The sequence below is a fragment of the Mycobacterium sp. URHD0025 genome, assembly GCF_000426065.1.
Classification (GTDB): Bacteria; Actinomycetota; Actinomycetes; order Mycobacteriales; family Mycobacteriaceae; genus Mycobacterium.
The window spans coordinates 26,537-51,959 of the sequence record NZ_AUEQ01000011.1; the positions used below are offsets into that span (position 1 = coordinate 26,537).

At 67.3% G+C, this 25,423-nt stretch carries 17 protein-coding genes; 2 read left to right on the top strand and 15 right to left on the bottom strand.

From position 1 onward, the window contains the following. Nucleotides 1–35 precede the first annotated feature (35 nt). The 12 genes from H977_RS0117040 to glf all read right to left on the bottom strand — a co-directional run bounded on the left by H977_RS0117040 (nucleotide 36) and on the right by glf (nucleotide 19,992). Nucleotides 36–1,589: an acyl-CoA carboxylase subunit beta gene (locus H977_RS0117040; protein ID WP_029108980.1), complete on the bottom strand. Its 1,554-nt coding sequence runs from the start codon at nucleotides 1,587–1,589 to the stop codon at nucleotides 36–38. Next, nucleotides 1,586–6,940, bottom strand: coding sequence for a polyketide synthase Pks13 (gene pks13 / locus H977_RS0117045; protein ID WP_231395998.1), 5,355 nt, complete (start codon nucleotides 6,938–6,940; stop codon nucleotides 1,586–1,588). Before pks13 ends, H977_RS0117040 begins: the two co-directional genes overlap by 4 nt. A 174-nt stretch (nucleotides 6,941–7,114) precedes the next feature. Further along, the gene (gene fadD32 / locus H977_RS0117050; RefSeq protein WP_029108982.1) at nucleotides 7,115–9,007 is read right to left on the bottom strand and encodes a long-chain-fatty-acid--AMP ligase FadD32; all 1,893 of its coding nucleotides are present in this window, start codon (nucleotides 9,005–9,007) and stop codon (nucleotides 7,115–7,117) included. 264 nt (nucleotides 9,008–9,271) lie between these two features. After that, nucleotides 9,272–10,285, bottom strand: a complete 1,014-nt coding sequence (gene culp6, locus H977_RS0117055) for a carboxylesterase Culp6 (RefSeq protein WP_029108983.1) — start codon at nucleotides 10,283–10,285, stop codon at nucleotides 9,272–9,274. 41 nt (nucleotides 10,286–10,326) lie between these two features. Then, nucleotides 10,327–10,776 carry a hypothetical protein gene (locus H977_RS0117060; RefSeq protein WP_029108984.1) on the bottom strand — a complete coding sequence of 150 codons (450 nt, stop codon included), beginning with the start codon at nucleotides 10,774–10,776 and terminating at the stop codon, nucleotides 10,327–10,329. Between the two features lie 75 nt (nucleotides 10,777–10,851). Next, entirely contained in the window at nucleotides 10,852–11,763 is a 912-nt protein-coding gene (locus H977_RS0117065) for an alpha/beta hydrolase-fold protein (RefSeq protein ID WP_036476361.1), read from the bottom strand. Between the two features lie 186 nt (nucleotides 11,764–11,949). Further along, on the bottom strand, nucleotides 11,950–12,957 hold the full coding sequence (locus H977_RS0117070; RefSeq protein ID WP_029108986.1) for an esterase family protein: 1,008 nt from the start codon (nucleotides 12,955–12,957) through the stop codon (nucleotides 11,950–11,952). 405 nt (nucleotides 12,958–13,362) lie between these two features. Further along, on the bottom strand, nucleotides 13,363–15,369 hold the full coding sequence (gene aftB, locus H977_RS0117075; RefSeq protein ID WP_029108987.1) for a terminal beta-(1->2)-arabinofuranosyltransferase: 2,007 nt from the start codon (nucleotides 15,367–15,369) through the stop codon (nucleotides 13,363–13,365). Further along, entirely contained in the window at nucleotides 15,347–16,288 is a 942-nt protein-coding gene (locus tag H977_RS0117080) for a decaprenyl-phosphate phosphoribosyltransferase (protein ID WP_029108988.1), read from the bottom strand. Before H977_RS0117080 ends, aftB begins: the two co-directional genes overlap by 23 nt. Then, nucleotides 16,285–16,818 (bottom strand): phosphatase PAP2 family protein, encoded by a 534-nt coding sequence (locus H977_RS0117085; RefSeq protein ID WP_029108989.1) that lies wholly within the window; start codon nucleotides 16,816–16,818, stop codon nucleotides 16,285–16,287. Before H977_RS0117085 ends, H977_RS0117080 begins: the two co-directional genes overlap by 4 nt. Nucleotide 16,819: 1 nt before the next feature. Then, nucleotides 16,820–18,757 (bottom strand): glycosyltransferase, encoded by a 1,938-nt coding sequence (locus tag H977_RS0117090; protein ID WP_029108990.1) that lies wholly within the window; start codon nucleotides 18,755–18,757, stop codon nucleotides 16,820–16,822. Beyond that, complete coding sequence (gene glf, locus H977_RS0117095; RefSeq protein ID WP_029108991.1) at nucleotides 18,754–19,992, bottom strand: UDP-galactopyranose mutase; 1,239 nt, start codon at nucleotides 19,990–19,992, stop codon at nucleotides 18,754–18,756. Before glf ends, H977_RS0117090 begins: the two co-directional genes overlap by 4 nt. A 239-nt stretch (nucleotides 19,993–20,231) precedes the next feature. Here glf and H977_RS0117100 point away from each other — a divergent pair, with 239 nt between their 5' ends. Then, complete coding sequence (locus tag H977_RS0117100) at nucleotides 20,232–21,197, top strand: hypothetical protein (RefSeq protein WP_029108992.1); 966 nt, start codon at nucleotides 20,232–20,234, stop codon at nucleotides 21,195–21,197. A 128-nt stretch (nucleotides 21,198–21,325) separates the two neighbouring features. Then, nucleotides 21,326–22,930, top strand: coding sequence for an N-acetylmuramoyl-L-alanine amidase (locus H977_RS0117105; protein WP_029108993.1), 1,605 nt, complete (start codon nucleotides 21,326–21,328; stop codon nucleotides 22,928–22,930). Nucleotides 22,931–22,951: 21 nt separating this feature from the next. On the opposite strand, the gene H977_RS0117110 is transcribed toward H977_RS0117105, so the two are convergent. From H977_RS0117110 to H977_RS0117120, 3 genes are read right to left on the bottom strand one after another with little or no spacing between them, the layout of a single operon-like run. After that, entirely contained in the window at nucleotides 22,952–23,776 is an 825-nt protein-coding gene (locus H977_RS0117110) for a Cof-type HAD-IIB family hydrolase (protein WP_029108994.1), read from the bottom strand. Next, entirely contained in the window at nucleotides 23,776–24,534 is a 759-nt protein-coding gene (locus H977_RS0117115) for a lysophospholipid acyltransferase family protein (protein ID WP_029108995.1), read from the bottom strand. Before H977_RS0117115 ends, H977_RS0117110 begins: the two co-directional genes overlap by 1 nt. 7 nt (nucleotides 24,535–24,541) lie before the next feature. Further along, nucleotides 24,542–25,333, bottom strand: coding sequence for a lysophospholipid acyltransferase family protein (locus tag H977_RS0117120; protein ID WP_029108996.1), 792 nt, complete (start codon nucleotides 25,331–25,333; stop codon nucleotides 24,542–24,544). Nucleotides 25,334–25,423 lie beyond the last annotated feature (90 nt).

The following is a 25,423-nucleotide window of genomic DNA, read 5'->3' on the forward strand; positions in this document are numbered from 1 at the left end:
TGTGCGTTTTCGGCTCATCGCAAACTACGGGACGGCTAGAGCGGCAGCAGGCCGTGCTTGCGCTGCACCTTGGGGCCGTTCTGCTTGTCCCGCAACAGTTTCAGGGATTTGCGAAGGAGCAACCGGGTCTCGTGCGGCTCGATCACGCCGTCGATGTAGCCGCGCTCGGCTGCGATCCACGGCGTGGCCATGTTGTCGTTGTAGCCCTTGATGAAGTCGGCGCGGATCTTCTGCACCTCGGGGGCGGTCGGATCCGGGAACCGCTTGACCAGCAGCTGCGCCGCACCTTCGGCACCGATCACAGCGATCCGGGCCGTCGGCCAGGCATAGTTCAGGTCGGCTGTCAGCTGCTTGGAGCCCATCACCGCGTACCCGCCGCCGTAGGCCTTGCGGATGATCACGGTCACCTTCGGCACATCGGCCTCGACGATGGCGTTGAAGAACCGGCCACCACGTTTGATGATGCCGCCTGTCTCCTCCGCGACACCCGGCATCGCGCCCGGGGTGTCGACCACGAAAACCAAAGGCAGGTTGTAGGAGTCGCAGAATCGGATGAAGCTGGCGGCCTTGTCCGAAGCCTCGTTGCCGATCGCGCCCGACATGAACATCGGCTGGTTGGCGACCACACCGACGGGGCGGCCGTCCACCCGGGCGAATGCGGTGATCAGCTCTGGAGAGCGCTGATCAGCGATCTCGAACACGTCACCGTCGTCGAAGATCCGCAACAGGATCTCGTGCATGTCATAGGCCATGTTGTCGGCGTCCGGCACGATCGAATCCAGCTCCAGATCGTGCGGGGTGATCTCCGGCTCCAGGCCGGGGTTGATGACCGGCGCGTCGTCGAAGTGGTTCGACGGCAGGAAGCTCAGATAGTCGCGCACGTACTGGTAGGCCGCGGACTCCGATTCGACCACCTTGTGGATGTTGCCGCGCTGCGCCTGGACGTCGGCGCCGCCGAGCTCGTCGAAGCTGACATCCTCGCCGGTGACGTCCTTGATCACGTCCGGGCCGGTGATGAACATGTAGCCCTGATCGCGCACCGCGACCAGCAGGTCGGTCTGGATCGGCGAATAGACCGCGCCGCCCGCACACTTGCCGAAGATCAGCGAGATCTCGGGCACCAGGCCGCGCAGCATCTCGTGGCGGCGGCCCAGCTCGGCGTACCAGGCCAGGGAGGTCACCGCATCCTGGATGCGCGCGCCGGCCGAGTCGTTGATGCCGATGATCGGGCAGCCGACCATGGCCACCCACTCCATCAGCCGGGCGACCTTGCGGCCGAACATCTCGCCGACCGAGCCCTGGAACACCGTCTGGTCGTGGCTGAACACGCCGACCGGTCGTCCGTCGATGGTGCCGTGACCGGTGACGACGCCGTCGCCGAACAAGGCGTTGGGGTCGCCCGGTGTCTTGGCCAGCGCGCCGATCTCCAGGAAGCTGCCCGGATCGAGCAGGGCATGAATCCTGGCGCGTGCGGACGGAATTCCCTTCTTGTCCCGGCGGGCCTTGGCTTTCTCATCGCCGGGATCGGACGCCAGTTCCAGCTTCTCGCGGAGCTCAGCCAGCAGTTCGGCCGTGGTCTTGTTGGTCACTTGCTCTCGCTCTCCGCTGTCGACATTGTCGCTTCGCTCTGGATACGGCTGATCGCCTCGCTCATATGGGCACCGACCTTCGCAATGTACGGCTCATCGATGGCCTGAATGTGCTCGCCCCCGATGGGCACCACCTCGAGATCCTTGACGTACTCGCCCCAGCCGCCGTCGGGCTTGCGGGTCGCGTACGCGGGCTCGAACACGATGGCGTCATCGTGGTAGCGGTCGGCCAGGTACAGGGTGACGTGACCGTCGTAGGGCTGGACCTCGATGGTGGCCAGGGCCCGCTGGTCCAGGTATGACGTGCGCTGGTGCTCGATGATCCCGCCCGGGATCTGCACACCGCTGTCCTTGATGGCGTCGAGAACGAACTTCACCTGGCCCTCGTCGTCGAGCTGCTCCAGCTCCTCGTACGGGATCGCCGGAATCTCGACGTTGAAGGTGCGTTGGGCGAACAGGGCATAGCGATCCCAACGGGCCCGCATACCTTCCTTGCTCTGGTCGATCGGCTCGCCGGGAAGCGCGAGGTCGATCAGGCCGACGAACCGGACGTCGGCACCGGCGCGCTTCAGCCCGATCGCGCACGCGTAGGCCAGCGCCCCGCCCAACGACCAGCCGGCCAGGATGAAGGGGCCGTTGTGCAGCTCCAGGAGCTTGGGCACGTACTCGGCCGCGCGCTCCTCGATCGCGCCCTCGACCCGTTCGATGCCGTACACCGGGGTGTCCGCGGGCAGCCGCTTCATCAACGGCTCGTAGACGACGGTCGATCCGCCGGCCGGGTGGAACACGAACAGCGGCACGTGCGAGGAACCTTCTTTTGCCGGCCGCAGGGTGCGCACGAACCCGTCGACCACACCCTCCTCGAGCTGATCGCGCACGATCGTCGACAGCTCTTCGATGGTCTTGGCCGACCGGACCTGCTCGACCGAGACGGTGCCCTCGGCACGCTCGGACAGCCGCTCCGACAGCTTGGTCGCCGTCTCGACATCGACGAAGGGCAGCTCGTTGAAGATGCCGCCCGGCGATTTACCGGTGACGATCGCCCAGGTGGCGAAGGTGACCCGCTCGGCGGCGTCGCGCGGGGGCACGTCGGCGCCCAGCGCCTCGGTGACCGCTTCCTGGGTCAGCACCTTGGCCGCAGCCGCGGCCGCGGTGGCCTTGCCGGGTCCCGACGGATCGGTCGGCGGGGCCGGAATCGCAGGTCCCGACGGATCGCTCGGCGGCGCCGGGATGTCGCCTGCGTCAGCGGCTTCGCCCGCATCGGAGTCGTTGTCCGCCACGGGTTGTCCAACCTCGGCCAGCTTGGCCTCGAGCTCGGCGACCGTGGATGCACCGCCCAGGAGTTCGGACTGCTCGGCGGCGATCTCCTCGGCCGTCTTGCCCTTCTGGGATTCGGCGATCTGATCGACCTCGTCGCGGTGCTCGATCGCGTACTTGATGAGGTCCTCGACGTTGTACAGGTTGGCGTCGCGCACCGCGGTCAGCTGGATGGGCGGCAGGTCGAAGTCGTACTCGACGCGGTTCTTGATCCGCACCGCCATCAGGGAATCCAGGCCCAGCTCGATCAGCGGCACCTCCCACGGCAGATCCTCGGGCTCGTAACCCATGGCCCCGCCCACGATGGCGCCGAGGCGCTGCGCGATGGTCTCGCCCGAATCGGGAGACCACTTCTCGAAGCCGGCGCCCATGCCTGCGCCCTTGGTCAGGTTGTCCTGCAGGATGTCGGCGTCATCTTCGGCGGGCGGCTCGGCCACTGCTCCTGCCGCAGCGGTCGAAGTCGCGGTCGGAATCGAAACCTGCTCGGCGACAACACCGGCGCCCACCGCGGTGGGCAGTGTGGCCGCAGCTCCACCCCGCGACACGATCGCGTCGTAGACCAGGGTGAACGACTCTTCGATCCGCGCGTGCACCTGCACCGAGGCGCCGCCCGGGTGCCGGGTCAGCGTGGTGACCAGGCGGGAGCCCTCGGCGGGCACCGCACGCTGTTCCGACGCGGTCAGCTTGGCATCCGGAAGCACCTGCGCGGCAGCGGCTTTCACCAGGCCGGCGAGATCCGGGGTGCCCTTCGACACGAACTCCCAGACATGCTTGCCGTCGGGCGTCGCGACATGGTTGCCCGGCATCACCGCGGAGCTGTCGCCGGTGAAGTGTGCCTCCAGCCAATGCGGCTTGCGCTTGAACCGGGTCGGCGGGATGTTGGCGAAGTCCAGCGCGCCGGCCAGGCCGGTGGACTTGCGCGGGAACAACGTCCGCAGGTCCAGGTCATGGCCGTACACGAACAGGTTGGCCATGGCGGTGACCATGGACTCGACCTCGTCCTGCTTGCGGGCCAGGGTCGCGATCAACTGGGCGTCATGCAGCCCGGCCGAAGCCGTGGTCAGTCCAACCTGCATGAGCGCCACCGGGTTCGGCGCCAGCTCCAGGAACGTGGTGTGCCCGTTGTCCACCGCATTGCGGATGCCGTGGGTGAAGTAGACGCTGTGCCGCAGGCCCTTCTTCCAGTACTCCACATCATGGATCGGCTCGGCCCCGGCCCGGATCAGCTTGCCCTCGTGCACGGTCGAGAAGTACGCCGTCTGCAGCGGATGCGCTTCGATGCCCTGGATTTCAGCGGAGAGCTCACCGAGCAGCGGGTCCATCTGCTGGGTGTGGCTGGCGCCCTTGGTCTGGAGCTTGCGGGCGAACTTGCCTTCGGATTCCGCGCGGGCGATGATCGCGTCGATCTGCTCCGGCGGGCCGCCGATGACGGTTTGGGTCGGGGCGGCATAGACGCACACCTCGAGGCCCGGGTAGTCGGCGAAGACCGTCTTGATCTCGTCTGCGGAGTATTCGACCAGCGCCATCAGGCGGATGTACTCGCCGAACAGCATCGCCTCGCCCTCGCCCATCAAGTGGGCGCGCGAGCAGATGGTGCGGGTGGCATCGGCCAGGCTCAGGCCCCCGGAGAAGTAGGCGGCGGCCGCTTCACCGAGCGACTGACCCACCACCGCACCGGGTTTCGCGCCATGGTGCTTGAGCAGCTCACCGAGCGCGATCTGGATGGCGAAGATCACCGTCTGGACCACTTCGATGGGGTATTCGCAGGTCTCGTTGGTGTAGTCGATCGAATCGTCGAGGATCAGCTCGACGATCGAGTAGCCGCGTTCATCCTGGATGTGGGCGTCGACCTTGTTGATCCACTCGGCGAAGGTCTCGTCGCGCAGGTACAGGCTCTTGCCCATCTTGCGGTGCTGGGCACCGAATCCGGCGAGCACCCACACCGGGCCGTTGGTGACCGGGCCGTCCGCCGAGATGACCGTCGGGTGCTGCTTGCCTTCGGCGATGGCCCGCAGACCCTTGATCGCCTCATCGTGGTCGTGGGCGAGCACCACGGCACGCGAGCGGCCGTGGTTGCGGCGCGACAGCGAGCGTCCGATGGATTCGAGTGACGACGCGCGTCCCTCTTCACTGTCGATCCAGTCCGCCAGCTCGGCCGCGGCCACCTTCTTGCGTGAGGTCAGGAACGCCGAGACGGCCAGTGGGACAACCTTCTTGGCAGGCTCGGCCGATTCGGTGGCCGCGAGCTCGGCCCGGGCCTCCTCGATCAGGCGCTTGGCCTCATCGGTCAGGCCGGGAAGTTCGAGAGCTGCCTCATGGTCAACCGAGCCGTAGGCCGGGTATTCGTCCGCTGCAGGCTCATCGTGGACGAACTCGCCATACTCGTCCATCCGCACACCGCCGACATACACGGCGTCGGCGTCATCGGCCGGCTTGTCCTCGACCGCTTCGGGTTCCGGCTCGGGTTCGACCAGATCGCTGGGCAAGACCTCGCGCAGCACCAGGTGCGCATTGGCCCCACCGAAGCCGAACCCGGAAACACCGGCGATGGCGTGGCCGCTGTAGCGCGGCCAGTCCGACAGGGTGTCGTTGACCTTGAGATGTTCTTTGTCGAAGTCGATGTAGGGGTTGGGCCCGGCGTAGTTGATCGACGGCGGCAGCTTGTCATTGGCCAGGGCCAGCGTCATCTTGGCCAGGCTGGCCGCGCCGGCCGCCGATTCCAGGTGTCCCACATTGGATTTCACCGCACCCAGCAGGGCGGGCTTGTCGGCGTCGCGGCCGCGGCCGACCACCCGGCCGAGTGCGTCGGCCTCGATCGGGTCACCGAGGATGGTGCCGGTGCCGTGCGCCTCGATGTAGTCGACGGTCCGCGGGTTGATCCCGGCGTCCTTGTACGCCTTACGCAGAACCGCTTCCTGCGCATCGGGATTGGGTGCGAGCAGGCCGTTGGAGCGACCATCGTGGTTGATCGCGCTACCGGCGATGACCGCCAGGATCTGGTCACCGTCGCGGCGGGCGTCGGACACCCGCTTGAGCACCAGCATGCCGCCGCCCTCGGAGCGGGCGTAACCGTCGGCGTCCGACGAGAACGACTTGATGCGGCCGTCCGGGGCCAGCACCCCGCCGACCTCGTCGAAGCCGATCGTCACCAGCGGGGTGATCAGTGCATTGACACCGCCGACGATGGCCACCTCGGCCTCACCCGAGCGCAGCGCCTGGACACCCTGATGCGCCGCCACCAGCGAGCTGGAGCATGCGGTGTCGACCGACACCGACGGACCACGGAAGTCATAGAAGTACGACACCCGGTTGGCGATGATCGCCGTCTGGTTTCCGGTGATGGCGTACGGGTGGGTGACCGACGGATCAGCCAGCGACAAGTAGGAGTAGTCGTTGTTGGAGCTGCCGATGTATACGGCCACGCTGCCGCCACGCAGGCTGGACGCCGGAATCCGGGCGTGCTCCAACGCTTCCCACGTCAGTTCCAGCGCCATGCGCTGCTGCGGGTCGATGTTGTCGGCTTCCATCTTCGACAGCGCGAAGAACTCGGAGTCGAAACCCTTGATGTCGGACAGATAGCCGCCCCGGGTGCGGGCCTTCGCGACACGTTCGGCGATGCGCGGCTCGCCGAGGAACTCCTCCCACCGGCCCTCGGGCAGGTCGGTGATCGCGTCACGGCCCTCGAGCAGCGCTTCCCACATCTCATCGGGTGTGTTCAGATCTCCCGGGAACCGCGTGGCCACACCGATGATCGCGATGTCCTCGACATCCCGGTCCCGCGCCCAGTCCTCGTCGCCGGTGTCCTCCGGCTCGGGCTCGCCTTCGATGATCACGGTGGCCAGCGATTCGATGGTCGGGTGCCGGAAGAGCACCGTGGCCGTCAGCGTGACACCGGTGAGGTCCTCGATGTCGCTGGCCATGGCCACCGCGTCACGCGAGGACAGGCCCAGCTCGATCAGCGGGGTGGTCTCGTCGATGGCGTCGGCCGACTGCCCGGTGGCGTTGGCCACGGACTTGCGCAGCCACTCGCGCATCTCCGTGACCGTCAGGTCCGGACGCGAGGCCGGCGCCCCGGCAGGCTCGGTGTCCCGGCTGGGCACGTCAGGAGCAATCTGGTCCGGAAGATTCGAATTGCTTTGTGCTTCATCCATGTTCAGGTCACCTTGCATCAGAACGGGGGCTGTCGGCCTCGTAGCTTGGAAGTGCGGTCAGTCCGTCTCATCGGGGAACGCGTTGGCGATCTTGCCGCTGCGCAGCGTGCCGTCCAGGTACGCCGAGCGGCAGGCCCTGCGGCCGATCTTTCCGCTGGAGGTACGCGGGATGGCGCCGGCCGCGGTCAGCAGCACGTCGCGCACGGTGACACCGTGGCGCACGGCGATCGCGGCCCGGATGTCATCGGTGATCGGGCCGACCTCGAGCTTGTGCGCACCGGGGGCCCGCTCGGCGACGATGACCAGCTGTTCGGACGTGTCGTCCTCATCGCGATGCAGGCCCGCGTGCGCGTTCTGGAACACCTCGTCGGGCAGCTGGTTGGCCGGCACCGAGAAGGCCGCGACGTAGCCCGTGCGCAGCGCCTTGCTGGCCTCCTGCGCCGAGTATTCGAGGTCCTGCGGGTAGTGGTTGCGGCCGTCGATGATCACCAGGTCCTTGACGCGGCCGGTGATGTAGAGGTCGCCGTCGTAGAAGGCACCGTAGTCACCGGTGCGAACCCAGGTGGCGTCGTCGGCAGCGCCCTCGGCGTGCGACGGGCTGGTCCGCGACTTGAGGGTGTTCTGGAAAACCTCGATCGTCTCTTCGGGCTTACCCCAGTACCCGGTGCCCATGTTCTGGCCGCTCATCCAGATCTCGCCGACCTGTCCGTCGGGCAGCTCGGTCGCGCTGTCGGCGTCGACGATGACGGCCCACTCGGAGACGCCGACCCGGCCGGCCGAGGCCTGGGCGACCGCCTTGGGTGAATCGACCTGGACCTCGACGATCCGGCCGGTGTTCAGCTCGTCGCGGTCGACGTAGATGATCTTGGGCTCTTCGGCGGCCGGTGTGGTCGACACCATCAGCGTCGCCTCGGCCAGTCCGTAGGAGGGTTTGATCGCCTTGGCCGGGAAGCCGAACGGGCTGAACGCCTCGTTGAACCGGCGCACGGTGGCCGCCGAGATCGGCTCGCTGCCGTTGAGCACGGCCTTCACATTGGAGAGATCGATCTCCGACTCTCCCTCTTTGGGGACGCCACGCGCCGCGGCGTGGTCGAACGCGAAGTTCGGGGCCACCGAGATGACGCCGCCGGTGTCCCCTTCCTTGCGGGCCATCTCACGGATCCAGCGCTCGGGACGACGCACGAAGGCGGCCGGGGTCATGAAGGTGAAGAAGTGACCGATCATCGGGGCGATGAGCGCGGTGACCAGACCCATGTCATGGAAGAACGGCAACCAGGACAGACCGCGGTCGCCCTCTTCGCCTTCGAGTGCCTCGACGATCTGCACGATGTTCGTGGCCATGTTCAGGTGGGTGATCTGCACACCGGTCGGGATCCGGGTCGAGCCGGAGGTGTACTGCAGGTAGGCGATGGTGGTCTCGTCAGGCCCTTCCGGGTGAGCCCAGGTGGCGGCGACGTCGTCGGGCACCGCGTCGACGGCGATGACGCGGGGGCGCTGGTTGGCCGGACGGCTGCGGAAGAACTTGCGGACGCCCTCGGCGGCCTCGGTGGTGGTCAGGATCGCCGACGGGTGGCAGTTGTCCAGCACCGCGTGCAGGCGGCCGACGTGTCCGGGCTCGGACGGATCGAACAGCGGCACCGCGATGCGTCCGGCGTAGAGCGTGCCGAAGAAGGCGACGAGATAGTCGAGGTTCTGCGGGCACAGGATGGCGACGCGGTCACCGGCCTGGGTGACCTGCTGAAGCCGGGCGGCGACCGCTTTGTTGCGCGCGCTGAATTGCGACCAGGTCAGGTCGCGGGCGACGCCGTCACGTTCGGTGGAGAAGTCGAGGAAGCGGTATGCCAGCTTGTCGCTGCGGACCCTGGCCCAACGCTCGACGTGCTCGACGATGCTGGCGCCGTCTGGGAACTTGATCTGACCGTCCTTGATGAACGGATTGATGAACGGCATTTAACTCTCCTGTCAGAGCCGTACTGCTCGCGTTGTCGCACGTCACTGGTGGTGCGTCGCAGCCATTCGGCGGCCGTACGTACCCAAACCCGGACGATCGTACCGGGCATACCAGTCCGCGCCCACGGATCAGCTGGCAGCTCTATCCAACCCGCTACTCACGCGCGTAGCTCTTATTTTTCTCTTAATGTTAAGGGACCGTGACGGTCCCACCAAATCCGGCGCGCACAACGATCCCGTTGCGGTCCTGTCGCGGCGCTCCGGTCAACCGTGCTTGGGATGAGGTGCGTTGTCCACCAGGTCTTTGGCCCAGCTCAGCGTCCACTGGGTGGCGGTCTCCCCGTTCTCCACCCAGAACTGCGGGGTGTTGTACAGCGCGTGCACCGGCCCCGCCGCGCTGCCGGACAGGGTCTCCAGCGTCTTGGGCAGATTGAAGATCGAGAACGCCTCTTCGGGCGCCGAGCAGATCAGATCGCCCTTGCCGCAGATCTGATTGGTCCGGTCGTTGAGAGCCCCGAAGCCGCCCTGCCGCGGCCCCGTCATGGTCAGGCCCATCTCGGACAGCACCGGAACCTCGTGCAGGGTGATCTCGGCGCCCTGCCCCGGCGGGTTGGGGCCGACATCCTTCCCGACATTGAACTCGCGCCGGCCGTCCGCGATCAACGTCACACCCAGCACCAGGTCCTCGTCGACCGGGCCGCGGCCGTTACCGATGTCGCTGGCGAGGTCGCCGCCGATCACCGCGCCCTGCGAGAAACCAGCGATCACATAGCTGGTCAAGGGGCAGCGGTCGTTCATGTCCGTCATCGCCTTGACCGCCGTGCGTTTACCCTCCGCGCGGCTGTCGTTGTACGACATCTGGTTGTCGGCGGAGAACGGATTGTGGAACTGCGCGGTGTACGGAACCGTGTAGACCTCGAGGCGGTCCTTCCCGAACTGCTCGCCCATCGGCCGGCTGACGTTGCTCATCAGCGACAGCGGGAACTGCGTCGGGTTGAACGGGTCGTCCTGCGGCGAGGACTCCCAGGTGCCGGGGATCGACACCAGCATCACGTCAGGGCAGTCGGCGGACTGGAACTCCGGGCGCGGCTTGCGCGGTGACGGCTGACCCGGGACGCCGGCCGGGGGTTGGGCCGTCGGCGGGGCCGACGGGGTCTCCGGACGGCGCATCACGATCACCACGATGGTCACCACGAGGACCACGACGAGAGCCATCGCCGCGGCGGCGATCAGGGCCAGGATGCGGTGACGCTTCCTGCGGCTGGCGTTTTTGGCCATGGGTTACTCGGGCTCCTCGCGTGCGGGCGGCTGATCTGCGGCTAGCAGAGATGTTCGGTGGCGGTGCGGATGTAGTCGGTGGCGGCGGTGTCGATCTCGGCGGGTGTCGGGCTTTCCCGACCGGTATGGGCGGCCCGGACATCACTGCGCACCAGCGGCAGGACGAACTCGCGCACAGCCTCGTCATTCTGCCTGGCGGCGCGACCCTGGCACACATACGACCCGATCGACAGTGCCAGCAGCTCACTGGACGGGGTGATCCCGGCGGCCTTGAGCCCGTCGAGATAGACGTGCTGCTGAGACGTGATCGCCAGCTCACCGCTGCGGCCCTGCTGAGGCTGCGCGGACGCCGCCTGTGGCTGCGCGCCGTTGACCTGAGACGTGGGCTGGGCCAGCGGCGCCATGATGTCACCGCCCGCATCGCATGCCGACAGCAACGACGCAGCGGACATGGCTACCACGAGGGTGGCCGACCGTACCGTGTGCTGCACGCTTCCACCGTACCGGCTGGTGAAAAGTGTCCCGGCGCAGCTGATTCTGGCCACGACGGCGGTCCGCCCCGGCGCCTACTTGATGGTCGCGACCAGTTCGCCCGACATCTGCGCCAGCTGCGGAGCCCAGCTACCCCAGTCATGCTGGCCCCCGGCCGGCATGTCGAAGTGCCCGTTGCTGCCACCGACCGTGCGGTAGTGCTGGTAGAAGGACCTGTTGCTGCCCTGCGCCTGATCGCAGACACCGATCATCGCGGCCGGGTCACTACACGTGAGGGTGCCCGGGCTGTATACCCAGAGCCGCGTGTTGGCGTCTGCCAGCAACTGCACGTGCACGTCGGGGTCATGCCACTTCCAGCGGCCCAGCTGTGGGGCACCCCACATGCCGTAGCTGTCCACTCCGCCGAACTGCGCCAGCCCCGCGGTGATCGCACCGTTGAGGGTGGTGGCCGACGGGGTCAGGAACCCCGACAGGGATCCGGCGAAACGGAACCGGTCAGGGTGGAACGCGGCCAGTGTCAACGCGGCCGTGCCGCCCTGGGATGCACCCACGATCCCGTGCCCGGCCGGGGCCAGGCCCTTGTTGGCGGCCAGCCAGTCCGGCAGTTCGGCGGACAGGAAGGTCTCCCACTGCTTGCTGCCGTCCTGCTCCCAGTTGGTGTACAGGCTCCATGCTCCGCCGGCCGGGGCCGCCACCGAGATGCCGCGGCCGGCCAGGGTCGACATCGCATGACCGGCGTTGACCCAATTGCTTACGTCAGGGGCTGCGTTGAACGCGTCGAGCAGGAACACCGCATGCGGGCCGCCACCCTGGAATGCCACCGGGATGTCGCGGCCCATCGCGGCCGAAGGAACCATCAGGTACTCGACGCCGTCGGCTCGGGCGGGCGCGCCCGTCACCGCCGATGCCGTCCACAGGCCCGCACCGAGTACCACGGCCGACATAACCGGCAGCATCGCCCGCATCAGACTCAACGCACGTCTCATCATCAACCTCTCCTGCTGCCGGTCGTTCGAAGTGCCCCCGCACACGTAACCCGCGTTGTAGTGAACCACATCGCAACCACAGCCGGGGCGTCAAACGCCCGAGCGTGAATGTGCCCGGAAACGGCTGACGGCGGCGACCCCGTGAGGGATCGCCGCCGTCTTCCGTGTCTACTCTGTCCCGTCCGCTCAGGCGGTCGGGGTGGCGCCCAGAACCCGCTGCAGATCAGGCTTCATGGCCTGCAGCTGCTGGCCCCAGTAGGCCCAGTTGTGCGTACCGCTCTGCGGGAAGTTGAACACCGCGTTCTTGCCACCGGCCGCGATGTACTTCTCCTGGAAGGTGGAGTTCGTGCGGCACACGAAGCCCTCGAGGAACTTGGCAGGCATGTCAGCGCCACCGAGCTCGCCCGGCTTGCCGTTACCGCAGTACACCCAGAGGCGCGTGCCGTTGTTGGCCAGGGTCGCGACGTTCTCGGTCGGGTCGTTGGCCTTCCAGGCGTTGTTCGGGTCGCCCGTCGAGCCCCACATGTCGTCGGCCTTGTAGCCACCGGCGTCACCCATCGAGACACCGATCAGCATCGGCCACCAGCCCTCGGACGGGTTCAACGTGCCCGACAGCGAGGACGCGTAGATGAACTGATCCGGGTGCCGAGCCGACAGCATCAGCGCCGACGAACCGGCCATCGACAGACCGACCACAGCGCTGCCCGTCGACTTCACGTCCTTGTTGGCCGCCAGCCACTGCGGGAGCTCCTGGGTCAGGAAGGTCTCCCACTTGTAGGTCTTGCAGCCGCCGTCCTTGCTGCCACAGGCCGGCTTGTACCAGTCGCTGTAGAAGCTCGACTGGCCACCGACCGGCATCACGACCGAGATGCCCGAGTTCAGGAACCACTCGAAGCTGGGCAGTTCGATGTCCCAGCCGTTGTTGTCCTCACGGGCGCGCATACCGTCGAGCAGGTACAGCGCGGGCGCACCCGCGCCACCGCTCTGGAACTCCACCCGGATATCGCGGCCCATCGCTGCCGACGGGACGTCGAGGTACTCGACCGGCAGACCGGGCCGAGACCAGGCACCGGCGGTCGCCGAGCCGCCTACGACGCCAACCAGGCCAGGCAGTACGGCCGCAGCGGCGACCGCAACCGTCAGCCGGCGCGACAGGCCTGCCGCTGCGCCGCGCATCTTCCCAACGAACTTCATACCGCTCCCTATCTGAATCTCTTCTTCGTATTCCGCACATCGATAAGCACCGACGTAAGCGGCTCACGTGCCCGTGTAGTCAACCACACGAACGCGTGGTGCTTCTCTGCAGCAGTTGTCGTCCCTGATCGCCCCTCAGCCGTCGATGGTCGCGATCAGGTCTGGTTGAAGTGCCTGCGACGGAGCCGCCCCGCATGGCCGGGCGGAGCACTCCGGTGTGAGCAAGGTCTCGCGTTGACGGGTGTCCACGGCGGGCGGCACGCGGTGAGACGCGGCGACCGCGGACAAGCACCGGCCCCGGTGGCGCTTCGCGTAGACACCAGAGGTCAACATCGGTTTTTCGTACCGTCCATTTCAAGATCTGTGCACAGGCTCGTCTGGGTATCGACGCCAACCGGCCAAGCGTTACGGGCCCGTGGCCGGCATACCCGTGTACGGCGGCTTCTTCGGCTCGGGCACCGGCAGACCACACCGCTTCAGGTCATAGAGCGGCACCCGGTCGATCCGGTACTTCGTGAACTCGTACGCGTGCGCGAGGTTGGACAGGAACCGCCGCGGGCTCATCTCCCCGCGCACCGAGTTGAGCATCGACTCGGTGGCCGGGCACGCGAGTGCGGCCTGGGCCTGCGCGATCCACTCCTCGTCCAGGTAGAGCGGGATGTAGGGCCGGGTCTTGAGGAACGGCCCCTCGGCCACCGCCCAGTCCGGGAACAGGTTCTTGTCGTGGCCGATACGACCGTCGGTCAACCGTTGGGTGTGCATCGCCAGCGGATTGGTCAGGCCGATCTGGTCGATGACCCGCACGTCGAGCCCGACGTTCATGCCGAGCATGCCCATGTTGGTGAAGAACACGGTGTGCGGCGTCTTGAGCGCCCGCCGCTCGGCCGGAGACAGGCCCGGCGGAGGCGGATAGGCGGGGACGACGTCCCACTGGTCGTAATTTCCCGAAGGCAACAGCAGCGCCCCGTCGGGGGTGTTGTCGATCGCGGTCAGCACCGCCCGCATGCGCGGGTAGTCCAGGTAGTCGGCAGCGGTCAGCGGATGCGCGTGACCGGTGGCCTGTGAGTAGAACCGCCGCTCGTCGACGATGCCGGTGTAGGTGACGTGGGTGCCGTCGGCGCCAAGGCCGGGCGAGTTGGCGGCCCAGATCGACCAGCCCGCGACCGCGGCCCACAGCACGCTGGTCGCCGCGGCCAGCAGATAGCCCGTCTCCCTGGTGAACTTGGTGCCGTCGGGCAGCACGACAGGGATCACCGCGACGGGCATCAGCAGGCAGAACAACGGTGTCAACAACACGCGGCCGTGCATGAAGTCGCCGCCCTGGCGAATCCAGTAGATGCCTTGCAGTAGTCCGCTGACGAACATGAAAAGCACTACGGCAGCGGGGCTTTGAACAGTCCGGGCCAACCAGCCGTAGCCGCGGGGCACCTGATGACGCACCCACCACGGCCGGGTACGCGTGGTGAGCAGAACCACGCCCAGCGCGGCCAGCAACATCACCGGCACCCAAATCAGATAGGGCTTGTTGAAATTGGTGAGGTAGGTGAATCCCTGCGACCACTTGGCGCCCGAGGCGTCCTTGGCCACCGCGGTGCCCGGCACCAGCAGCCCGTAGTAACCCATCCGGAAGATCTGATAGGCAACGGGCAGCAGCCCACCGGCCACCATGATCAGGACCCGGCGCCGCCAACCCCGCGCGGCGATCAGCATCATCACCAGCGCGCCGACACCGATCAACGCCAGCTCCGGGCGGATCAGCACACTCAGCCCCGCCACCGCGGCCAGCGCTCCCTCGAAGAAGCGCCCGGTTGCCGCGGGAGACGCGCGCAGCGCCTGCGACCAGGACACCATCATCCACCAAAGCAAGCCCAAATAGGCCAGCACCAAACCGTTTTCGAGTCCGGAGGTGGCGAAGTCACGTGCCGGCGGGACGGCGATGTAGACCAGCGCACCGGCGGGCAGCAGCAGCGCCCGCCGGCCCTGCAGGCTCGGGGCGTACAGCCGGCCGGTGCCGAGCATCGCCAGCACGACACCGAGCACGCTCAGCGTCAGCGCCAGGGCCAGCGCCACGTACTCCATGCGGACCGGACCACCGAGCCACGCGCCCAGCGTCACCAGGTACGTCCACACGGTGGAGGTGTTGGCCTCGATCCGCTCGCCCGCGTTGAAGACCGGGCCGTTGCCCGCCAACAGGTTTCGAACCGTGCGCAGCACGATCAAGCCGTCGTCGGCGATCCAGCGGCGCTGCCAGGCTCCCCAGCCGAACAGGACGGCCACCACCACGACACTGATCCACAGACTGACCCGCACCGTGACGTCGTACGGAAATGCCGGCGAGCGCGCGAGCCGGTTGCTCACGCCGCCGGCCAGGCGGCGCAGCGTAATCCGGTCAGCTGAAGTAGATGGCTGCACCGATGGTTCCGATCCAGGCCAGGAACAGAATCTGCAGCACTCGGTCTTTCAGCGCAATCTCCTCAGGCTCACCGGCGATGCCACCGTCGATGTCAACCGCATAGCGCAGGATCGCGATGGTGAACGGAACCATCGTGATCGCGTACCAGGAAGCATCCTGGCCATCGAGGCCAAGGGCATCGGTGGCACTGTCGCGCCCGAATGCCCACAGCCCGTAGCAGAGCACCATCGCCGTGGCCGACAGCGTCCACACGAAGCGCAGGTAGCTACTCGTGTAGCTCTCCAACGACTTACGGATCTTGGCTCCGGTGCGCTCGGCCAATTGCAGTTCGGCGAACCGCTTTCCGGCCGCCATGAACAGTGAGCCGAAGGCCATCACCAACAGGAACCATTGCGACAGCGGGATGTCGGCGGCCACACCACCGGCGATGGCCCGGAGCAGGAACCCCGAGGACACGATGCAGATGTCGAGCACCGCCTGGTGCTTGAGGCCGAAGCAGTAGGCCAGCTGGATGGCGATGTACACCGCCATCACCAGTGCCAGATCCGGTGTCAGCAGCCATGAGATGCCCAGTGAGGCCACCGCGAGCACCACGGCGAGCGTGTAGGCCATCCATTCGGGCACCACACCCGCGGCGATGGGCCGGAACCGTTTCGTGGGATGCGCGCGATCGGCCTCCACGTCGCGTGCGTCGTTGACCAGATAGATCGACGACGCGGCCAGGCAGAACACCACGAACGCGATGGCGACCTTGTAGCCGAGGTCCGCGTAGTCGTACTCGATCCCGCTGCCGACGGCCGCCAGCGGCGCGGCCAGCACGAGCAGGTTCTTGATCCACTGCCGCGGCCTGATCGCCTTGATCAGGCCGGTCGCCAGATTCTTGGGCGGACCGGCCTCCGGCTGTGCTTCCTCACTCATCGGCCACAGTCTCCTTCGGCCCCGACCCCGGCAGTTCTTCCGACCACAGAGCCCACGAGCGTCCCCACGGCCACGCCGGTGAGTACGTCGGTGGGGTAGTGCACGCCCAGCACCAGGCGCGACAGCGCCATCGGCACCACCAGTACCGCGCGCAGCGGCAGACCCGTGGTCCGGGCCAGCAGGACGGCGGCCGCCGTCGTCGAAGTGGCATGTGCCGACGGGAAACTCAGCCGGCTCGGCGTCCCGACGTTGACCGCGATATCGGGATGGTGCGGCCGCTCCCGGCGCACCACCCGCTTGATCAGGACGGCGGCGGCATGGGCCACGAAGGCACCGACACCCACGGCCAGCCATGACTTTCGCTTGGCCGGCTGGGCCAGCGCACCGGCGGCCGCGACGGCGAGCCACCCGAGACTGTGCTCACCGAAGTGCGACAGCGCACGCGCGCCGCTCAGCACGCCGGGCCGGCTGGCCAGGGCGGACTGCACGGCGACCAACACGGCGTCCTCGCCGCGCGGGGCATCGGTCATGTCAGTTTTTCTCCGCCGACTCTGTCAGCAACACCGTCTCCCACTTCTGGGTGCTGGTCAGCACCGGCAGCGCCTCACGATAGACCTTGCGCATCCGGTCGAACTGACGGACCACGCGTAACTGCTGACGCAGTGAGGCACGCAGCAGCGCGAACATCTTGGCGCGGTCGCGCTGGCGGTAGACGACACCCCGGCCATCGGCGGTGGTGACGGTGACCCCGTCGACGCGGCACAGCGAGAACCAGCGGGCGTCCTGGGTCGCCACGTTGATCTGGGGCCGGACATGGGTTTCCGGGTCATGCCTGCGCAGTTGGTTCGCCACGCCGCGGGCCAGGTTCACCGCGATCGCGGGCTTGGAGACCGGGATGCGGATCTTCTTGCGCTTGAGATCCGTGGCCGGCGGCAGTGCGGTGGCGCCGGGCAGCACCACGGCATCGGGGAACTGCTGGCGCATCGCACGGATGTCGGGCAGCGCCGACTCCAGGATGGAGAAGATGTGCTCGGGCCCGGCCAGGAAATCCTCCATGGCGCGGTTCTGGATGGCTACCGTCGAATACTCAAGGCACAGAAGGTGTTTGAACGTCGCCTTGAGGTGGCTGGCCAGCAGCCCCCGCGCATCGCCATCCCAGTGGATTGCCGACACCACCAGCCGGTTACGCAGGTGGAAGTAGGCCTGCCAGTCGATGGCGTCGTCCTTGTCGCTCCACGCCATGTGCCAGATCGCCGCGCCGGGAAGGGTGACCGTGCGGTAGCCGTGTTCGGCGGCGCGCAAGCCGTACTCGACGTCGTCCCACTTGATGAACAGCGGCAGTGGCTGCCCGAGCTCCTCGGCGACCTGCCGCGGGATCATGCACATCCACCAGCCGTTGAAGTCCACGTCGATCCGGCGGTGCAACAACTTGCTGCGGACGGAGTCGGTGTCGTCGAGCGGGTGCTTGGCGAAGTCGTGGTCGTATTCGGCGTTGGGCGCCGCGGACCACATGAAGTTCGTCCGGTCGACCATCTCGCCCATGATGTGCAGGTGGGACGGCTCCTGCAGGTTGATCATCTGGCCGCCGACCAGCATCGGTTCCTTGGCGAACCGGTTCATGGCCAGCGCGCGCAGGATCGAATCGGGTTCGATGCGGATGTCGTCGTCCATGAACAGGATCTGCTCACAGTCGGTGTTCTTCAGCGCCTCGTACATCACGCGGCTGTATCCGCCGGAGCCACCGAGGTTGGGCTGGTTGTGAATGGTGAGGCGGTCACCCAATCCCGCCGCGGCGTCCTCGAAACCGGGATGGTCCTTTGCCTTGCTGGTGCCCTGGTCGGACACGATGACGGCGCTGATCACCTCGTCCACCAACGGATCCGAGGTCAGCGCGGCCAGCGCGTTGACACAGTCCGAGGGCCGGTTGAAGGTCGGGATGCCGACGGCGACGTTGGCCCGGCCCGGCGCGGGCGTGGGGGCATACCAGCCTGCGCTGTGCACGCGGACCGCGGTGTCGGTGGTGATGTCGAACCAGATCCAGCCACCGTCTTCGAACGGGGTCAGATCGATCTCGAACTCGACGCTCGCGGGTTCGGCGGAGTCGCCGCTGGAGACGGGGGCGCCGCCCACGGTGATCCGCGCGCCGGTCGCCTTGGAGCGGTAGACGTCGACGCGGGCCGTGCCGGTCAGCTCGACGCGGAGGACCACCGACTTGAGGGTCGACCAGCGCCGCCAGTAGCTGGCCGGGAAGGCATTGAAGTATGTCGCGAACGAGATGCCGGATTCGGTGGCGATCTCGAGGGTCGTGCGGGTCGGGGCATGTGCCCGGCGGGCATTGGTCGGGTCCTCGACCAGGTAGAGCTTGCGGACGTCCAGCGGCTCGCCCGGTCGCGGCAGGATGACGCGGGCCAACAGACTGACGGCCCGCGATTCTCCGGCGTCGAGCGCGCCGGATGGGATGTCACTCATGCTTTGCTGCTTTCCACTTCGGTAACCAGCGGTGCACCCTCGGACAGGTGCGGTGCCAGGGTGTTGTCGTACATATTGAGCGCACTGGCGATGGCCATGTGCATGTCGAGATACTGGTAGGTGCCCAGCCGGCCACCGAAAAGTACCTTCGCCGAGGCGGTTTCGCCCTTCGCGCGGGCCCGGTAGGCGGCCAGCAGGGCACGGTCGGACTCGGTGTTGATCGGGTAGTACGGCTCGTCGTCATCCTTGGCGAATCGCGAGAATTCCCGCATGATCACCGTCTTGTCGTCCGGGTAGTCCCGCTCGGGATGGAAATGGCGGAACTCGTGGATCCGGGTGTAGTCCACGTCGGCGTCGTTGTAGTTCATCACCGGAGTTCCCTGGAAGTCCCCGGTGTCAAGCACCTCGAGTTCGAAATCCAATGTGCGCCAGCCCAACCGGCCCTCGGAGTAGTCGAAGTAGCGGTCGAGCGGACCGGTGTAGACCACGGGCGCGTCCGGGTTGGCCGCGCGAAGGTCGTCGCGGACGTCGAACCAGTCGGTGTCCAGCCGCACCTCGATGCGGTCGTCGGCGGCCATGTTCTGCAGCCAGGCCGTGTATCCGGCGGCCGGCAGGCCCTCGTACGTGTCGTTGAAGTACCGGTTGTCGAACGTGTAGCGCACCGGCAGCCGGGTGATGTTGGCGGCCGGGAGTTCCTTGGGGTCGGTCTGCCACTGTTTGGCGGTGTAGTCCTTCACGAACGCCTCGTACAGCGGGCGGCCGATCAAGGAGATGGCTTTCTCCTCGAAGTTGGCCGCCTCGTGGCCGGCGATCTCGGCTGCCTGCTCCTTGATCAGGGCACGGGCCTCGTCCGGGGTGAAGTAGCGGCCGAAGAACTGCGACACCAGGCCCAGCCCCATCGGGAACTGGTAGGCCTGGCCGTTGTGCATGGCGTAGACGCGGTGCTGGTATCCGGTGAACTCGGTGAACTGCCGCACGTAGTCCCACACCCGCTGGTTGGAGGTGTGGAACAGGTGGGCCCCGTACTTGTGGACCTCGATACCGGTCTGCGGTTCGGCTTCCGAGTAGGCGTTACCGCCGATGTGCGGGCGGCGTTCGATAACAAGGACACGCTTGCCCAGTTGCGTCGCCACGCGCTCAGCGATCGTCAGCCCGAAGAAACCGGAACCGACGACGAATAAGTCGAAATGTGCGCTGGACTGGTCTGTAGCGACCCGGGGAGATAAGGACGTCATCGGCAGCCAGGGTATCCGACCACGCCCCTGTGCCCCGAATTCGACAAAGGGCCGAGGTCGCAATTCGCTCACGATTCAATATCGTCACTTTAGACCCACGAGTAACAGCCTTAACATCGATCTCGTTGGTACTCATGGGCTTCACAGCACCTGGTCCGGAATGCCGATGAAGCAAGCGGAGCGCACCCCGTGCGATCCGAAATGCAGTCCTTAACTGCAAACATATTGAGGAGACTTCCGTGCCGAACCGCCGTCGACGCAAGCTCTCGACAGCCATGAGCGCAGTCGCCGCAGTGGCAGTCGCAAGTCCAGTCGCTCTTGTCGCCGTATCGCAGCTTTCCCCCGCACCCCAGGAGCGGGAGTTCACCCAGGCCGCGCTGGTCACCGACCTTCCGGGTGAACTGATGTCCGCCCTCTCGCAGGGCCTGTCGCAGTTCGGCGTCAACCTGCCGCCGATGCCCATGCTGGGCGGCACCTCGCCGACCCCGACGCTCGGCTCGCCGAGCCTGACCTCTCCCGGTCTGACCTCTCCCGGTCTGGCGTCTCCGGGTCTGACGTCACCGGGTCTCACCTCGCCGGGCCTGACGTCACCGGGTCTGACCTCGCCGGGCCTGACCTCGCCGGGCCTCACGTCGCCGGGCCTGACTTCCCCCGACGCAGGCCTGACCAGCCCCAACGGGCTGTCGCCCACCGCGGGCTCGCCGGCGGGTGCACTGCCGTCGGCGACCGGGTCGCTCACCGATCCGGCACTGTCCCCGGCCGGCGCGGGTTCGCTGACCAATCCGGCACTGACTCCGCCGACCGGCGGGCTCACCAACCCGGCGCTCACCCCCGGCGCCGCACCGGGTGGGTTGACCACTACCCCGGCAGGCCTGGGCGGGGGCCTGACCTCGCCGACGGGTCTCGACCCGTCACTGTCCGGCGGCCTGCCAACCCCGGGTGAGGTGCCGATCTCGTCCCCGATCGGAATGGATCCGAGCGCGGGCACCTACCCGCTCCTCGGCGCCGATCCGTCGCTGTCCGCGATGCCGGCCACCAGCAGCGGCGGTGGCGGTCTGTTCGGCGATCTGTCCAGCGCGGCCCAGCAGCTCGGCGCCGGCCAGGCCATCGACCTGCTCAAGGGCATGGTCATGCCGGCGATCACCTCGGCCATGAAGCCGCCGGTGCCCGCACCGCCGGTCCCGGCCCCCGCGCCGGCCCCGTAGAGATAAGGCTCGGTTAGAAGAACGGCACCGCAGAAGCCATCCGGCTCTGCGGTGCCGTTGCCGGTTAAAACGACGCGCGGGCCGTGTCGAAACATTCGTAACATCAGACCCATACGTAACATCAGTCCGTGCAGTCCCGCCGTTCCGCGCCGTCGATTCTCTTCACCGCACTTGCGGCGACGGTCGTCATCGTGCCGTGGGCGATCGCAGGAACAGATTCCAGCGAACCCCAAGACCCGGCCAACGCTGGTCCACAGCTCACACAGCAACCGCTCGAGAATCTCGCGGTCGGCGAGAGCATCCGCGAGATCCATCAGGACACCCCGTTCGCGATGGTCGCTCTCACGTCACCGGACCTGCGCGGCACCGCCGCCCGGGTTCGCGCCCGCAAGGACGACGGCAGCTGGGGCCCGTGGTACCAGGCCGAGAATCTCGACGGCGTCGGCGCCGACACCCCTGGCCCACGCGGCACAGAACCGGTGTTCGTCGGACGGACCAACACCGTGCAGATCTCCGTCACGCGCGCGCCGCGGGTACCCGTCCCGCCCCCGGGGAAGACACCGGCGAAGCCCGCACTGGGCTATGTGCCCGCCAACGTGGAAGCACCCATCGGCCAGAACGTCACCGCCGTGCTGATCAGCCCGCCTCAGGCCCCTGTCGACGTCGGACCACTGCCCACCGCAGCCATCGCACCGGGCCAGCCGCCGAACATCATCAGCCGCGCGCAATGGGGCGCCAACGAGTCCATGCGATGCGGAAACCCGGTGTACGACAAGGGGATTCGCGCCGGAATCGTCCACCACACAGCGGGCAGCAACGACTACGCGCCCCAGGATTCGGCAGGCATCGTCCGGTCGATCTACGAGTACCACACCCGTGAGCTCGGCTGGTGCGACATCGCGTACAACTCCCTCGTCGACAAGTACGGCCAGGTTTTCGAGGGTCGCGCCGGCGGGATGGACAGGCCGGTCGAGGGTTCCCACACCGGAGGCTTCAACATCGACACCTGGGGGGTGGCGATGATGGGCGATTTCGACGTCGTGCCACCCACCGAGATCCAGGTGCGCAACACCGGCCGCCTGCTCGGCTGGCGGCTCGGCCTCGACCGCGTCGACCCGCACGCAACCGTCGTGCTCACCTCCGCCGGCGGATCCTTCACCCACTTCCCGCGCGGAGCCACCCCGACGCTTCCGGCGATCTTCACCCACCGCGACGTCGGCATCACCGACTGCCCCGGCAACGCCGCCTACGCCCAGATGGACCACATCCGCGACATCGCCGCCCGGTTCAACAGGCCGCCCGGGCCCGAAGACCTGGCCGAACAGATGCGCGGCGGTGCGATCTACGCCCGCTGGCAGGCAGAAGGCGGTCCGGCCGGCCTACTGGGCAACCCGACCTCGCCCGAGTCCGCCGGCGCGGGGACCACCCGATACGCGACCTTCGAGCGCGGCGCCGTGTACTGGTCACCGGAGAGCGGAGCCGAACCGATCACCGGCGCGATCTACGAGGCATGGGGCGCGCTCGGATTCGAGCGCGGCGCCCTGGGCCTGCCGACCAGTTCCGAGATCCCCGAGCCCCAGTGGATCGTGCAGAACTTCCAGCACGGCACGCTGAACTTCGACCGCGAGAAGGGCACGGTCACCCGGGTGGTCGACGGGGTTCCGGTGGAGTTGCCGCCGCCGTCACCCGATCAGCAGCCGGTACAGCTGGAGCGCTTCACCCCGATCACCTGACCGATCGAAGCATCTGACGGCTCAAGACCACCAGCGTTCCAGCACCCGCGCCACGCCGTCCTCGGCATTGGTCACGGTGATCTCGTCGGCGGCATCCACGGCCTCGGAATGGGCATTGCCCATCGCCACACCGCGCCCGGCCCAGCGCAGCATCGGTACGTCGTTGGGCATGTCGCCGAAGGTCACGACGTCGGCGGCGGTGAACCCCAGCGGGGTGGCCAACTCCTCGACACCGGTGGCCTTGCTGATGCCCAGCGGCAGCACCTCGATCAGCCCGTTGTTGGTCGAATAGGTGATATCACCTTGTAGCCCAACATGTTTGAGCAGCTCCGCGGCCATGTCGGCGCTCCGGGCGCCGGCCTTGCGGATCAGCAGCTTGACCGCAGGGGCGCTGAGCAGATCCTCGACCGACACCTCGGTGTTGTCCGGGTTCAGCCAGGCATGCTCGTATCCCGGGGAGCTGACGAACTGGGGAGTCGCCGCGTCGTGCGCGGAGCGGCCCACGCGTTCCACCGCCAGTCCCGCGCCCGGGATCACCCGCGTGGCGATCTCGGCGAGCTCACCGAGCGCATCAGAGGACAGCGTGCGGGCCGACACGATCCGATCGGTGGCCGGGTCATAGATCACCGCGCCGTTGGCGCACACCGCCATCGGGGCCAGTCCCAGGCCGTCGACCACCGGCGCTATCCACCGCGGCGGGCGCCCGGTCGCCAGGACGAAGGTCGCGCCCGCCTCGACCGCGGCCTGCACCGCCGCCCGCGTGCGCGGCGTGACCTTCTCGTCCTCGTCGAGCAGCGTTCCGTCCACGTCGGTGGCGATCAGCCCCGGCGTCCGCTCAGCGCTCATCAGGTTCGCCCCGTCGCTTCGCTCGACCTCTTGCGCGCACGTTCGGCCAATTCCGCCTCGTCGAGCCGCTTGGCCTCCGCAGGCGTCGGCGCGCCCCCGCCGAGCCGGTTCGGCACCCAGTACGCCCCGGCGGGGGCAGGGTAGTCCCGCTGAGCCTCGGTCAGCAGCGCCGACATCCGGGCCCGGAGAGTGTCGTCGATCCGGGCCACGGAACCCTTGGCCACCATCGGCTCACCCACCAGCACCGAGACGGGAATTTTCTTGCGGCCCAGCGCCTTCGGATGATCCTTGGTCCAGATGCGGTGCGCACCCCAGACGATCAACGGAATGATCGGCGCGCCGGCTTCCAGCGCCATGCGCGCCGCGCCGGTCTTGAATTCCTTGAGCTCGAAGCTGCGGCTGATCGTGGCCTCCGGATACACACCGACCAACTCACCACGGCGCAGGGCTTCCACCGCGACAGCGTAGGCGCCCGCTCCGGCCCGGCGGTCCACCGGGATCGTCCCGGTGTGCTTGATCAGATAGCCCACGGGCTTCACCTGCTCCATTTCGGCTTTGATCATGAACCGCATCCGGCGTCCACGCCGGGTTGCCGCCAGCGCCGCCGGCAGGAAGTCCACGTAGCTGGTGTGGTTGATGGCGATGACGGCACCGCCCGTAGCGGGAAGATTGTCCAGGCCACGGAAAGTGATCTGGGTTCCGGTGGCCCGCACCGCGAGCCCGGCGGCAATCTCCAAACTTCGGAAAACCGGTTCCATACGCGCCCTACCCGGAGGCCCCGGTGGGTCCAGAAGATCCAGCAGGTCCGTCCAGTGCTCGCTTGGCCGCCTTCGCGGCAGCCTCCTCGGCGTCCATCCGGTTGGCCTCGGCCAGCGTCGGCGCCGACCCACCCAGCCGGTGGGGCACCCAGAACTCACCGGGCGGATACGGGCCGTAGGCGTCCTGCACCTGGGTGAGCAGATGCTGCATGCGGGAATGCAGGAGAGCGGTGAGTTCTGCCGCGGGCAGGGTCGGCTGGATCGGCTCGCCCACCGCGATCGAGATCGGCACCTTCGGCCGGTACAGATTCTTCGGATGCCCCTTGGTCCAGATGCGCTGCGCGCCCCACACGATGTGCGGCACGATCGGCACGCCGGCGTCGATCGCCATCCGCGCCGCGCCGGACTTGAATTCCTTGATCTCGAAGCTGCGGCTGATGGTCGCTTCCGGGTACACCCCGACCAGCTCACCGGCCTTGAGGTAATCGCAGGCCGAGTCGAACGAGGCCGAGCCGCTGTCCCGATCCACCTCGATGTGCCGCAGGCTGCGCATCACCGGGCCGGTGACCTTGTTGTCGAAGACTTCCTTCTTCGCCATGAACCGGACCTTGCGGCCCCGCTTCTGCAGATAAGCGGGCAATCCGGCAAATGTGAAGTCGAAATAGCTGGTGTGGTTGATGGCCACCACCGCGCCGCCGGTGACCGGAAGGTTCTCCACCCCGGTCACCGTGAATTTCAGCCCCTGCAGCCGCCAGGCCAGCCGAGCAAGTTGTATGACTGTCCCGTACACCGGTTCCACGTAGCCAGCCTAATCCCAGCCCTGATCGGCACGTCACCCAAGTCGGGCTAGGCTGGGCGGGCATCGAAGTACTCCATCGAAAGGCTGTTT